At 72.9% G+C, this 13,363-nt stretch carries 7 protein-coding genes; 4 read left to right on the top strand and 3 right to left on the bottom strand.

Going from position 1 to position 13,363, the window contains the following annotated elements; genetic code table 11:
- The coding region (locus tag HCN56_RS17605; RefSeq protein WP_245246685.1) for a S8 family serine peptidase at nucleotides 1–1,388 on the bottom strand (1,388 nt) is incomplete at its 3' end.
- Nucleotides 1,389–1,477: 89 nt separating this feature from the next.
- Between HCN56_RS17605 and HCN56_RS17600 the strand changes: the two genes are divergently transcribed.
- Nucleotides 1,478–4,783 (top strand): right-handed parallel beta-helix repeat-containing protein, encoded by a 3,306-nt coding sequence (locus tag HCN56_RS17600; protein ID WP_167972268.1) that lies wholly within the window; start codon nucleotides 1,478–1,480, stop codon nucleotides 4,781–4,783.
- A 584-nt stretch (nucleotides 4,784–5,367) separates the two neighbouring features.
- Nucleotides 5,368–6,750 carry an NAD-dependent succinate-semialdehyde dehydrogenase gene (locus HCN56_RS17595; protein ID WP_167972266.1) on the top strand — a complete coding sequence of 461 codons (1,383 nt, stop codon included), beginning with the start codon at nucleotides 5,368–5,370 and terminating at the stop codon, nucleotides 6,748–6,750.
- Between the two features lie 314 nt (nucleotides 6,751–7,064).
- Here the strand turns inward: HCN56_RS17595 and HCN56_RS17590 are convergent, their stop codons facing one another.
- Entirely contained in the window at nucleotides 7,065–7,631 is a 567-nt protein-coding gene (locus HCN56_RS17590) for a Uma2 family endonuclease (RefSeq protein WP_167972264.1), read from the bottom strand.
- A gap of 233 nt (nucleotides 7,632–7,864) precedes the next feature.
- Between HCN56_RS17590 and HCN56_RS17585 the strand changes: the two genes are divergently transcribed.
- The gene (locus tag HCN56_RS17585) at nucleotides 7,865–9,952 is read left to right on the top strand and encodes a thioredoxin domain-containing protein (RefSeq protein ID WP_167972262.1); all 2,088 of its coding nucleotides are present in this window, start codon (nucleotides 7,865–7,867) and stop codon (nucleotides 9,950–9,952) included.
- Between the two features lie 407 nt (nucleotides 9,953–10,359).
- Here HCN56_RS17585 and trhA read toward each other — a convergent pair whose 3' ends face one another.
- On the bottom strand, nucleotides 10,360–11,109 hold the full coding sequence (gene trhA / locus HCN56_RS17580; protein WP_167972260.1) for a PAQR family membrane homeostasis protein TrhA: 750 nt from the start codon (nucleotides 11,107–11,109) through the stop codon (nucleotides 10,360–10,362).
- Between the two features lie 303 nt (nucleotides 11,110–11,412).
- On the opposite strand from trhA, the gene HCN56_RS17575 reads away from it, so the two are divergent.
- The gene (locus HCN56_RS17575) at nucleotides 11,413–13,260 is read left to right on the top strand and encodes a phosphoenolpyruvate carboxykinase (GTP) (protein ID WP_167972258.1); all 1,848 of its coding nucleotides are present in this window, start codon (nucleotides 11,413–11,415) and stop codon (nucleotides 13,258–13,260) included.
- Nucleotides 13,261–13,363: the final 103 nt, after the last annotated feature.

Raw genomic sequence — 13,363 nt, 5'->3', positions numbered from 1 at the left:
GCGTCGGTGCCCCCGGCGGGGGCGAGGGGCACCCCCGTGCCGGGTGTCGCCGGCACCCCCGCGGACTGCGGCACCACCGGCGCCAGGCCGACGGGCGCCGCCTTGTCGAGGCTGACCCGCGCCTTCGCCGCGGCCTTCTCCGCGCGCCGCTGCGCCCGGGCCCCGGGCTCGGGCGCGCCCCCGTCCCCGGGAGGCGGCGGGACGGAACCCGCCGGGCGCCAGCCCCGGGCCTTGCCGCGCGGCACCACGGCGATCAGCGCACCCACCACCAGCACCACGGCGAGCCCGATGCCCGCCGTCCACAGCGCCCGCGTCGCGGGCCCGGTGGGTGCGGGCGGCGGCACCACGGCCGGCCCCGGCTCCGGCAGTGCCACCGGCTCCCCGAGGAAGGCCGTCAGCGACGCCACGACGTCCAGCCGCGGCACCACGTCCGGGTAGGCGGGGTTCAGCAGCCGCTCCACGACCTCCTGCCGGTCCAGCTCCGGCGTGTGCGCCCGCACCAGCACGGCCGCGCCGGCGACGTGGGCCGCCGCCAGCGACGGCCCCGTCCCCAGGAAGTGGCCCTGACCCGCCGGCCCGATGCCCACCACGTCACCGCCGGGCGCGGCCAGGTCCGCGGCCAGCGGCAGCGGAGCGCCGTCCGCCCGCGCGTCCTGCGGCCCGAAGTCCAGCACCGACAGCACCTCCGGCATCGCCGCCGGCCAGTAGTCGCGCGGCGGCAGCTCCTCACCGGCCGGCAACTGCTCCGGGGAGACGTCCGGCGCCGCCGGCGCGACGACCACCACGTCGGCCGCCAGCGCCTCCTCCACCGCCTGGGTCAGCCCCTCGTGCTCCCCGCGCAGCGCCACCCCGAGATAGAGCACCGAGGCACCCCCCGCGACGGCGGCCCGCACCCCCGCGGCAGCCGTCTCCGCGTCCGGGGCGCCCCGCTCGGCCGTGCCCCGCGCAGCGACCACCTCCGCGTCGGGCGCGACACCGGCGACCGCCCCGTCGCCCTCCGCCGCGCCCGCGATCAGCCCCGCGGCGAAACTGCCGTGCCCCACGCAGTCCACCCCCGCCTCACCCACCGCGGTGAGACGACCGGCCAGCGCGGGGACGTCCGCTCCCACCCCCGTCCCGACCACGCCCACCGTCACACCCTCCCCGGTCGACAGCTGCCGGGCGCGCGTCAGTTGCAGCGCGCGCCAGGTCCACGGCCGCGACTCGGCGGTGGTGCCGGACGCCTCGGTGCAGGCCGCGTCGTCGGCCAGCTCCAACGCCAGGGGCGGCAACGTGACAGGCTCGTCATCGGCGTGCGCGGGCAGGGACGTCAGGGAGAGCATCACGCCGGCGGCAAGGGCAGCTCCCGCTGCCCCCACCGCCGCGCGACGACTGCGGTCGCCGAACATGCGGCCGATCATAGAAGCAGCACAAGTCCCCAGCGGCAGCGCGGTACTCGCCCGAGTACCGCCCTGCCGGCGAGCCAGGAGGTCGCATAGTGTCACGGCAGGTACTGACCGTCAGCCCCGACCGGTCCGACGCCTACCGGACGATCGGTGAAGCCCTGGCCGCGGCGCGCGCCGGGGCGGTCGTCCGAGTCCTGCCCGGGCGCTACGCCGAGGCCCTCACCGTCCGGACCCGCGTCACCCTCGTCGGCGAGGGCGACGCCGGCAGCGTCGAGATCTGCCCCCACCGCGGCACCGCCCTCACCCTCGCCGCCGACGCCGTGAAACTCACCGACATCACGCTGCGCGGCGGCAGCGACGACGTCGCCGTGGTCGACGCCGCCCGCGGCCAGGTGGCCATGGACAACTGCACCGTCATCGGAGCCGGTTGGACCGCCGTCATCGCCCGCGAGACCGGCTCGCTGGCGATGCGCGGCTGCCGGGTCACCAACCGGGAGGGCGCCGGCGTCGTCGACACCTCCGAACACCCCAGCGTCATCGAGGACTGCGTCCTGGAGAACCTCGGCACCTCCGCCGTCGTCCTGGGCGAGAAGTCCCGGGCCATGGTCCGCAACTGCCGGATGCGGGACGCCCGCGGCAACGGCGTCCTCACCAACGGCGAGGCCGAGGGCTCCATCGAGGCGTGCGACATATCCGGGACCGGCAAGCCGGCGATCGCCCTGGAGGGCACCAGCACCACCCGGATCAGCGGCACCACCGTCCGCGACAGCGCGCTGGGCGTGTACGTCACGACCACCGCCCGCCCCACCCTGGAGAACGTCACCGTCACCGGCACCAGCGGCCCCGGCATCGCCCTCTCCGCCGGCTCCGACCCGCTGCTGCGCGGCTGCACCACCCAACGCACCAAGGCCGAGGGCGTCGTGGTCTCCGACCGCTCCCGCGGCACCTTCGAGGACTGCGCCTTCCACTCCGCGGCCGGCCACGCCGTCCGCGTCACCGACGCCAGCTCCCCGACGTTCCTCCGCACCGGCATCCGCGACTGCGGCGACGCCCTGGCCACCGTCCTGCTGGAGGAGGACGCCAGCGCCGAGTTCGACCGGCTGGAGATCGACGGCGGCAGCGGCGCCGCCGTGGTGCTGCGGACCCGCGCCAACCCCATGCTCCGCCGCGGCCACTTCCGCGGCCCCGCCGGCGCCGGCATCCACGCCACCGAGGACGCCCGCGGACGCATCGAGTTCACCGTCGTCGAGCAGGCCGGCGGCGACGGCCTCCACATCGGGAAGGGCGCCTCCACCCAGTTCGGGGACTGCACCGTCCGCACCGCCGGCGGCTCCGGCCTCCACATCGGCAGCGGCGCCGTCGTCACCGCCCGCGACCTGGAGATCGACGGCAGCCACGCCTCCGGCGTCGCCGTCCTCGACGGCGGCGAACTCGCCCTCACCCGCGGCCGGATCACCGGCGGCGCCGCCCACGGCGTCCTGCTGTCGGCGGGCTCCCGCGCCGAACTCGTCCAGTGCGAGATCAGCGGCAACACCGGCGACGGCGTCCGGGTCGACACCACCGCCCCCGTCACCCTCTCCGGCTGCGCCGTCCGCGACAACCGCGGCGCAGGGCTCACCCAGCAGCGCCCCAGCGAGGCGCTGCAGGTCCTCGACCTCGCCAGCACCGACAACGCGACCCCCGACGAGTGGGGCGCCGCCGTCGCCGAACGCGCCGCCGCCCCCGGCGGAGCCGCCTCCGAGGAACCCAAGGGCCCGCTGGAGGAGTTGGAGGCCCTGATCGGCCTGGAGGGCGTCAAGCACCAGGTCCGCACCCTGGTCAACCTCAACCAGCTCTCGCAGCGCCGCATCCGGCTGGGCATGCCCGTCGCCTCCATGAGCCGCCACCTCGTCTTCGCCGGTCCTCCCGGCACCGGCAAGACCACGGTGGCGCGCCTCTACGGCTCCATCCTCGCCGAACTCGGCGCGCTGCGCTCCGGCCACCTCGTCGAGGTCTCCCGCGCCGACCTCGTCGCGCAGGTCATCGGCGGCACCGCCATCAAGACCTCCGAGGCGTTCAACCAGGCGCTCGGCGGTGTGCTGTTCATCGACGAGGCGTACACCCTCGCCCCGGAGGGCGGCAGCTCCAACGACTTCGGCCGCGAAGCCGTCGACACCCTGCTGAAGCTCATGGAGGACCACCGCGATGACGTCGTCGTCATCGTCGCCGGCTACACCGACGAGATGAGTGCCTTCATGGACTCCAACGCCGGCCTCGCCTCCCGCTTCACCCGCACCATCGAGTTCGCCAACTACTCCGTCACCGACCTCGTGACCATCACCGAGAAGCTCTGCGCCGCGCACCAGTACGAGCTGGGCCCCGGCACCGTCGACGCGCTGGCCGTCTACTTCGAACGCATGCCGCGCGACGCCTCCTTCGGCAACGGCCGCGAGGCGCGCCGCGTCTTCGAGGAGATGGTCGACCGCCAGGCGTTCCGCCTCGGCACCATGACCGACCTCGCCGAACGCGACCTCACCCTGCTGATGCCCGAGGACGTCGCCCCGCAGGCCGACACCGGCCCGGAAGCGGGCGAGGACCGCGAGGCGATGCTGGCCCGCCTGGAGGCCATGGTCGGACTCTCCGCCGTCAAGCGCGAGGTCACCGACCTCGTCAACCTGCTCTCCACGGCACGGCAGCGCCAGGCCGCCGGCCTGCCCGCCCCGCGCATCAGCCAGCACCTCGTCTTCTCCGGCGCACCCGGCACCGGCAAGACCACCATCGCCCGGCTCTACGCCGGCCTGCTGCACTCGCTGGGGGTGCTGCCCCAGGGCCAGTTGGTCGAGGTGGCCCGCGCCGACCTCGTCGGACGCTACGTCGGCCACACGGCGCAGCTCACCAAGGAGGTCTTCGAGTCCGCCATGGGCGGCGTGCTCTTCATCGACGAGGCGTACACCCTCGCCCCGGAGGGCGGCAGCGGCAACGACTTCGGCCGCGAGGCCATCGACACGCTGCTGAAGCTCATGGAGGACCACCGCGACGACGTCGTCGTCATCGTGGCCGGCTACACCGAGGAGATGGGCCGCTTCCTCGATTCCAACCCCGGCCTGTCGTCCCGGTTCTCGCGGTACGTCGAGTTCGAGAACTACTCCACCGACGAACTCGTCACCATCCTCGGCAAGCAGGCCGAGGACTCCGGCTACACCTGCGCGCCCGAGACGCTGGAACTGCTGCGCGGCCACATCGCGTCGCTGCCGCGCGACCGGTCGTTCGGCAACGCCCGGCTCGCCCGGCAGCTGTTGGAGTCGATGGTCACCCACCAGGCGCGGCGGCTCAGCACGGTCCCGGGCCCGACCGTCGACGACCTCCGCAGCCTGCTCCCGCAGGACCTCCCGGCGGGCACCGCCCCCGCCCCCCGCTGACCCCGCTGCCCGCCCGCGCCCCGGCTCCTCGCCCGGGGACGCCGGGCGGGCGGAGGGGCCCGGTGGTGGGTGGCCGCAGCCTGCTGGCGACGCGCCGGCCGAACGCCCTCACGACGAGGGCGAGAGCGTCGGCTCCGCCTCGCCGTACGAGGCACCGGCCCAGGTGGCGCACGACCGTGCGCCGCGACCAGGGGCGTCTCTTCCGTGCCTCCGCGGTGGCGGTGGGTCGGCGCACCGCTTCCGATGGCCACGTCCGGTACACCGCCATCCACGACGAGGAAACCGACCACCCCGACGCCCTCGCGGGGAGTCTCCCTACGCTGACAGAGAGCGATCGGTCGTCCACCGACACCGCTGCATCCTGCTGGGGATCACGCCTCGCTCGCGCCACTCTCTCCGAGAGGCGAAGTAGCCCGTTTGGGCGTGTTGAAGGTGTGGGAGACCTGCGGTCTTCGGGATGGTGGAGGGATGGCGCTGTGGGCCGGGTACGGCCGAAAGACGCAGTCGGAGCCCTGCCGTGCAGCGCTGGTTTGCGGTTGGCAGGCAGCAGGTAGCAGCTGTCGGACACAGGAATGGAGCGCGATATGTCTTCGTACATGACGTTGAACCCGGCGACGGGTGAGACCGTGCGGGAGTTCCCCGGGCTGGACGACGGGGCTGTCTCCGGGGTTCTGAGCCGATCGGAAAGCGCCTTCGCGGACTGGCGAGCGACGCAAGCGGCCGAGCGTGCGCGGCACCTGTTCCGGATCGCCGATGCCTACGACACCCGCCGGGACGAACTGGCCGAGCTGATCTCGACGGAGATGGGCAAACCGGTGAAAGAGGCGGTGGGTGAAGTCCAGCTCGCCGCCGCGATCTACCGTTGGTACGGTGAGCATGGGCCGGACCTGCTGGAGCGGGAGGTACTCGATCCGCAAGGAGCGGATGAGTCACTTGTCCAGAGCAGTGCCGTCGGTCCGCTGATCGGGGTCATGCCCTGGAACTACCCCTATTACCAGGTGGCCCGTTTCGTCGCCCCCAACCTTATGGTGGGCAACACCATCATCCTCAAGCACGCATCCATCTGCGCGGCGTCCTCGGAGCTCATGGCCGAGCTCGTGCACGCAGCCGGGGTGCCCGAAGACGCCTACATCAACGTGTTCGCGAGCAACGGCCAGATCGCTGACATGATCGCCGACCCCCGGGTGCGCGGTATCTCACTGACCGGTAGTGAGCGCGCCGGCGCATCGGTGGCCGAAACCGCGGGGAAGCATCTGAAGAAGGTCGTCCTGGAACTGGGCGGCTCCGACCCTCTCATCGTGCTCGATGACGGTGACCTCGAGCGGACCGCCACCATCGCCGCGCGGGCACGGCTGTCCAACGCGGGACAGGCCTGCAACTCTCCCAAACGAATGATCGTCCCCAACGACAGGGTTGACGAGTTTGTCTCCGTCGTCACCCGCGCCTTCGAGGCCGCCCGGGTGGGGGACCCCAGGGACGGGAGCACGCAGGTCGGCCCGCTGTCGTCGGTCACGGCGCGGGACACGGTGATCGAACAGGTGGAACGTGCCGTCGAGCAGGGTGCCACCCTCCACACCGGTGGCGAGGCGATCGACGGAGAAGGGGCCTTCATGCGTCCCGCCGTACTCACCGGCGTCACCCGCGACATGGACGCGTACTCCGAGGAGATCTTCGGGCCCGTGGCCGTGATCTACGGCGTTGACTCGGCGGACGAGGCCGTGGCACTCGCCAACGACGTGGGCTTCGGCCTCAGCGGTTCGGTATGGGGCAGCGACATCGATCGCGCCCAGGAGATCGCCGACCGACTCGACGTGGGCATGGCCTACGTCAACGAGCACGGCACCACCCTTCCCGGCCTGCCCTTCGGCGGCGTGAAGCGCTCCGGCTTCGGCCGCGAGCTCGGCCGATGGGGGATGGGGGAGTTCGTCAACATCCGGCTGCGTCGGACCTCCAGGACCAAGAAGTAGTCGCCCTGGCCACGTGAGGGCGGCGACGAGCGGCGGCAGCATGGCTGCGACCTTGGGCCCTCTCGCGGACCACGCTCCGTCGCTCGGGCCCGCGTCGCGGGTCGGCTTCGTCGCAGACGCCCTCGTGCTGCGCCCCGTCATCCCCGGTACGGCGGGGCCGTTCGTCAGAGGACCATGCCGCCGAGGCGGGTGACCTCGTCGACGTCACCCGCGCCGGGGCTCAGGATCAGTCCGTCGGCGCCCCTGCCTCGAACTGGTTGACGGCATGGCCCAGAGGGCGTCGGAGGAATCGAGAGCGGGCGATCCCTTGTTGCTCACTGGGCCCCGAGGTCGACCGTGACCGGGAATGGCGCGGTGACCTTAACAGCGCCGGTGAACACCTCGGTGTCCCGGTAGGCCCTGGTGGCGGGGTCGAGGACGTAGGTGTAGACGATCGGGATGCCGGTGGCGGCCTGCTCGACCCGCCAGTAGAAGGGGATACCGGCCTTGGCGTACTGGTCCACCTTCACGATCCGGTCGGTGGTCTCTGACCCCGGGGACACCACCTCGACGACCAGGAGCACATGCTCGGGGCGGGTGGGCGTTAGGTCGATCGTCTCCGCCCGGTAGACGATGACGTCAGGGCGGCGGTTGGTGAGCGGCACATCCTGCAAGCGGACATCGAAGTCCGTGTCCGCGTTCCAGTCCGGGCCTGCTGCTGCGTCCAGGGCGTTGGCCAGGATGCGGGCCAGCCGGTTGTGGCGCTTGGAGGCGCTCGGGCTCACGACGACCATCCCGTCCACGATCTCGATGCCGGCGCACTGCTCCTCGGACCAGGAGTCGTACTGCTCCGCGCTGATCTGCGTATGCATCCACGCGGGCGCCACCATTTCGGCGGTCATGAAGTACCTCCTTCGAGGATGTGCTGCTGCTCGACTCAGCGTACTGCCTGCTTCCAGCCGGGCACCGGCTTTGGGTAGGGGTAGACCCTCTAGCGTCCGGCAGGGCGAGGTGGGGTGCAAAAGGGGCGATCCGCATCCACCACGTGATGGCGCATGAGAGCAAACCGGCCAAGTAGGGCGGGGGCTTGCGGGCCGAACCGGCAGGGCCGTGCCGGCGTGAGAGCCTGGGCCCCATGAACCGGTTGGCTGATGTGACCTCGCCTTATCTGCTTCAGCACGCTGACAATCCGGTCGACTGGTGGCCGTGGTGCGACGAGGCTTTCGCGGAGGCGAGACGGCGAGACGTGCCCGTGCTGCTGTCCGTCGGCTACTCCGCCTGCCACTGGTGCCACGTCATGGCGCACGAGTCCTTCGAGGACCCGCAGGTCGCGGCCTACCTCAACGAGCACTTCGTCTCCGTCAAGGTGGACCGCGAGGAGCGGCCCGACGTCGACTCCGTCTACATGGACGCCGTGCAGGCCGCCACCGGTCAGGGCGGGTGGCCGATGACCGTCTTCATGACCGCCGACGGCGAGCCCTTCTACTTCGGCACCTACTTCCCGCCCGAGCCCCGCCAGGGCCTGCCCTCCTTCCGCCAGGTGCTGGAGGGCGTGTCCACCGCGTGGACCGAGCGTCGGGACGAGGTGGGTCGGGTCGCCGCCGAGATCACCGGCCAGCTGCACGGCCGCGCGGTGGACTACGACGCGCCGCACCCGCCGGACGAGGCGCTGCTCTCCGTCGCCCTGCTGGGCCTGACCCGCGAGTTCGACGAGCGCAACGGCGGCTTCGGCGCCGCGCCGAAGTTCCCGCCGCCGATGGTGCTGGAGTTCCTGCTCCGCCACCACGCCCGTACCGGTTCCACCGGGGCGCTGGAGATGGTCGCCCGCACCTGTGAGGCGATGGCGCGCGGCGGAATCCACGACCAGCTCGCGGGCGGCTTCGCGCGCTACGCGGTGGACCGGGCGTGGGTCGTTCCGCACTTCGAGAAGATGCTGTACGACAACGCGCTGCTCTGCCGGGTCTACACCCGGTGGTGGAAGGCGTCCGGCTCCCCGCTGGCCCGCCGGGTGGCGCTCTCCACGGCCGAGTTCATGGTCCGCGAGCTGCGCACCGAGGAAGGCGGGTTCGCCTCAGCGCTCGACGCCGACAGCGCCACCGGCCCGGAGCCCGGCGCGCCGCACCGCGAAGGCGCGTTCTACGCCTGGACACCCGGTCAGCTGGTCGAGGCGCTGGGCCCGGAGGACGCCGCCGTGGCCGCGGAGCGGTTCCGCGTGACGGAGGACGGCACCTTCGAGCTCGGCGCCTCCGTGCTGCAACTCCCCGGGGAGGACGTCCCGGACACCGTCCGGGTCCGCATGCTCGACGCCCGCGCCGCCCGGCCGCGCCCCGGCCGCGACGACAAGGTGATCGCGGCGTGGAACGGCCTGGCGATCGCCGCGCTGGCCGAGACCGGCGCCTGCCTGGAGCGGCCGGACCTGGTGGAGGCCGCCGCTGCCGCCGCCGACCTGCTGGTCTCCCGCCACCTCGACGACACCGGCCGGCTGGCCCGCACCTCCCGCGCGGGCGTCGTGGGTACCGGGGCCGGTGTCCTGGAGGACTACGCCGACCTTGCCGAGGGGCTGCACGCGCTCTACGCGGTCACCGGCGAGAGCGCCTGGCTGGCGATCGCCGGCACGCTGCTGGAGTCGGTGCTCACCCGGTTCCGCGACGACAACGGTGCGCTCTACGACACCGCCGACGACGCGGAGCAGTTGATCAGGCGCCCGCAGGACCCGACCGACGGCGCCACGCCCTCGGGATGGACAGCCGCCGCCGGTGCCCTGCTCACGCACGCCGCCTACACCGGAAGTGACCGCCACCGCGCCGCCGCCGAACGCGCCCTGGGCATCGTCGCGGCGCTGGGAGAGAAGGCGCCGCGGTTCGTCGGATGGGGGCTGGCCGTGGCGGAAGCGGCGCTCGACGGGCCCCGCGAGATCGCCGTGGTCGGCCCGCCGGACGACCCGCGCACCGTCGCGCTGCTCACCACCGCGCTGCGCGCCACCGCGCCCGGGGCGGTCGTCGCTCTCGGAGGGGGCGCGGAGGCACAGCCGGCGGCAGGCGACCGGCCGGACGCCGGGGGAGTGCCGCTGCTGAGCGGCCGCACCACTACCGACGGCGCACCGACCGCCTATGTCTGCCGCCACTTCGTCTGCGGGCTGCCGGTCACCGAACCGGCGGCGCTCGCCGCTCAGCTGAGCGGCGAGGGCGATGCCGGCCGCGACGGCGAGGCGGGCGGCGCGTAGTACCCCGCGGCAGCGCCGCCCGGACGCGGTCCACCGCGGCGGGCGGGAGGGCGCGGGCCGACCGCCCGGCCGTCCCCGCTCGCCGCGTTGCCGTTCCGCGAGGGGGCCGTAGCGCCGCCGGAGTGCGTGAGCGCCGGAGTGCGTGAGTGCGTGAGTGCGTGGGTGTGTCAGTACGTCCGTGTGCGCCGACCCCGCCGTCCGGACCCTGCCGCCCGGACCTTGCCGCCCGGAATCTGCCATCCGGCCCCTGCCGTCCGGGCCGTCCAGCGCAGGCCGCGAACGGCGGCTGCGGGACCGCGTCCGGCCGCTGGAGCCGCGCACACCGTTCCCCGCGCCGTCGCGAACGGGGGCGGGGCCGCAGCGCGAGCAGCGCCGCGGCCCCCGCCGGCACCGGACGCGCTCCGGTGTCAGGCCGCCTGGGAGGCGACGAGGAAGATCCCCGCGTAGTGCACGGCGAACGCCGCCAGCGTCAGCGAGTGGAAGACCTCGTGGAAGCCGAAGAACCGGGGGGAGGGGTTGGGGCGCTTGATGCCGTACACCACGCCACCGGCGCTGTAGAGCAGCCCGCCGACGATGACGAGCACCAGCACCGCGATGCCGCCGGTCCGCAGGAAGTCCGGCAGGAAGAAGACCGCGGCCCAGCCCATGGCGATGTAGCACGGTGTGTAGAGCCAGCGCGGCGCCCCGACCCAGAAGACGCGGAACGCGATGCCCGCCGCGGCTGCGGCCCAGATGCCCCAGAGAAGCAGCTGCTGGCGGCCGTCGTCGAGCAGCAGGATCGTCAGCGGCGTGTAGGTGCCGGCGATGATCAGGAAGATGTTGGCGTGATCCATGCGGCGGAGGACGGCCTCGCCGCGCGGCCCCCAGTTGCCCCGGTGGTAGAGAGCGCTCACGCCGAAGAGCAGGCAGGCGGTGACGGCGTAGATCGCGCAGGCCAGGCGGGCCTGGGGGCTGCCCGCCATCGCGGTGAGCAGCAGACCGGCGATGATCACCGCCGGGAACATGCCCGCGTGCAACCAGCCTCTGAGCAGGGGCTTCAGCGTGGCGGCACCGGCTGCCACCGCCGCCACCGGCGCCGCCACGAGCGCCGCGGGGTCGGTTGCCTGCGAGTCGTCGGGGACCGGCGCGGGGGCCGGCGCCGCAGGGAGCGTCGTCATGGACCGATGCTACCTACGCTTCCGTAGGTTCTCGGTCGGGTGGTCCCCCGGTCGGCCGGTGGTGCTTGCCACACCCGTTCGGCCCTTGCGCGGGTCATCCGTTCGAGTGGCACTGCTCACCTGAGCGCGCACTGGACACAGACGAGACTGCTTGGCACCATCAGATGAGCTTGGTCGGTACCGGATGAGCGCGAATGGCGTCCGGGTCGCCCACCGACGAGCCGGACGTCCGTTCCGTCCGGCGCTCACCCCGGGCAGATGTGCGCTGCCCGGTCAGCACCCCCGAACCCTCTGGAGCAAACCGTGGCGCCCACCTCAACGGCTCCCACCACCGAAGCCCCCACGCAGCACCGAGAGCTCGCCGCCTGGGTCGACGAGATCGCCGCGCTCACGCAGCCCGACCGCGTCGTCTGGTGCGACGGCTCGGAGGCCGAGTACGAGCGGCTCTGCGAGGAACTGGTGGAACGGGGGACCTTCACGCGGCTCGACCCCGTCAAGCGCCCCAACTCCTACTACGCCGCCTCCGACCCGACCGATGTCGCCCGCGTCGAGACGCGGACCTTCATCTGCTCCGCCGAGGAGAAGGACGCCGGCCCCACCAACCACTGGAAGGCGCCCGCCGAGATGCGGGAGATCTTCACCGGCACCGGTACCGGTCCCGAGGGGACGGGCGGCATCTTCCGCGGCGCGATGCGCGGCCGCACCATGTACGTCGTGCCCTTCTGCATGGGGCCGCTCGGCTCCCCGCTCTCGGCCCTGGGCGTGGAGATCACCGACTCCGCGTACGTCGCGGTCTCCATGCGCACCATGACCCGCATGGGCAGCGAGGTGCTCGACCAGCTCGGCACCGACGGCGCGTTCGTCAAGGCCGTCCACACCCTCGGTGCGCCGCTCGCCCCCGGCGAGGCCGACGTCCCGTGGCCCTGCAACGCGACCAAGTACATCTCCCACTTCCCCGAGGACCGCGAGATCTGGTCCTACGGCTCCGGGTACGGCGGCAACGCCCTCCTCGGCAAGAAGTGCTACGCGCTGCGCATCGCCTCGGTGATGGCGCGCGACGAGGGCTGGCTGGCCGAGCACATGCTGATCCTCAAGCTGACCCCGCCGACCGGCGCCCCCCGGTACGTCGCCGCGGCGTTCCCCTCCGCGTGCGGCAAGACCAACCTCGCCATGCTCGAACCGACCGTCCCCGGCTGGACCGTCGAGACCATCGGCGACGACATCGCCTGGATGCGGTTCGGTGACGACGGGCAGCTCTACGCCATCAACCCGGAGGCCGGTTTCTTCGGCGTCGCGCCCGGCACCGGCGAGCACACCAACGCCAACGCCATGCGGACGCTCTGGGGCAACACCGTCTTCACCAACGTCGCCCTCACCGACGACGGCGACGTCTGGTGGGAGGGGATGACGGAAGAAGCCCCCGCGCACCTCACCGACTGGAAGGGCAACAGCTGGACCCCGGACGCCGAGGCGCCCGCGGCGCACCCCAACGCGCGGTTCGCCGTGCCGGCGTCCCAGTGCCCGACGATCGCACCCGAGTGGGAGGACCCGCGCGGCGTGCCGATCTCCGCGATCCTCTTCGGCGGCCGCCGTGCCTCCGCCGTGCCGCTGGTCACCGAGTCCCGCAGCTGGCAGCACGGCGTCTTCCTCGGCGCCAACGTCGCCTCCGAGAAGACCGCGGCAGCCGAGGGCAAGGTCGGCGAACTGCGCCGCGACCCCTTCGCGATGCTGCCGTTCTGCGGCTACAACATGGGCGACTACATGGCCCACTGGATCAAGGTCGGCCAGAACGCCGATCCGGAGAAGCTGCCGAAGATCTACTACGTCAACTGGTTCCGCAAGGACGACGCCGGACGCTTCGTCTGGCCGGGCTTCGGCGAGAACAGCCGCGTCCTGAAGTGGATCGTCGGCCGCCTCAACGGCGAGGCCGACGGGGTCGCCACCCCGATCGGCACCGTCCCGACCCCGGAGTCCCTGGACACCGACGGCCTGGACCTCTCCGCCGCCGACCTGGAGTTCCTGCTCGACGTCGACGCGGAGGTGTGGCGGGAGGAGGCGTCCCTCGTCCCCGACCACCTCAACACCTTCGGCGCCCACACCCCGAAGGAGCTGTGGGACGAGTACCACGCCCTGGTCGACCGCCTCGGCTGACGCCCCGCGACCGGCGCCCGCCGCGGCGCCGGCTCCGACCGCCGGCCTGAAGAGCCGGCACCTCGCGCTGCGGCATCTCGCCGTGGCGGGGAAGGTCGTCGTC

It is taken from the genome of Streptomyces lonarensis (assembly GCF_012033735.1).
In the GTDB taxonomy this organism is placed as follows: domain Bacteria; phylum Actinomycetota; class Actinomycetes; order Streptomycetales; family Streptomycetaceae; genus Streptomyces; species Streptomyces lonarensis.
This window is presented reverse-complemented; position numbering and strand designations above follow the sequence as displayed.

Excerpts from the sequence above, each read along its gene's own strand:
- HCN56_RS17595 (WP_167972266.1), top strand. The coding sequence starts at position 5,368 with ATGTCTTCGTACATGACGTTGAACCCGGCGACGGGTGAGACCGTGCGG.
- HCN56_RS17590 (WP_167972264.1), bottom strand. The coding sequence starts at position 7,631 with ATGACCGCCGAAATGGTGGCGCCCGCGTGGATGCATACGCAGATCAGC.
- HCN56_RS17585 (WP_167972262.1), top strand. The coding sequence starts at position 7,865 with ATGAACCGGTTGGCTGATGTGACCTCGCCTTATCTGCTTCAGCACGCT.
- trhA (WP_167972260.1), bottom strand. The coding sequence starts at position 11,109 with ATGACGACGCTCCCTGCGGCGCCGGCCCCCGCGCCGGTCCCCGACGAC.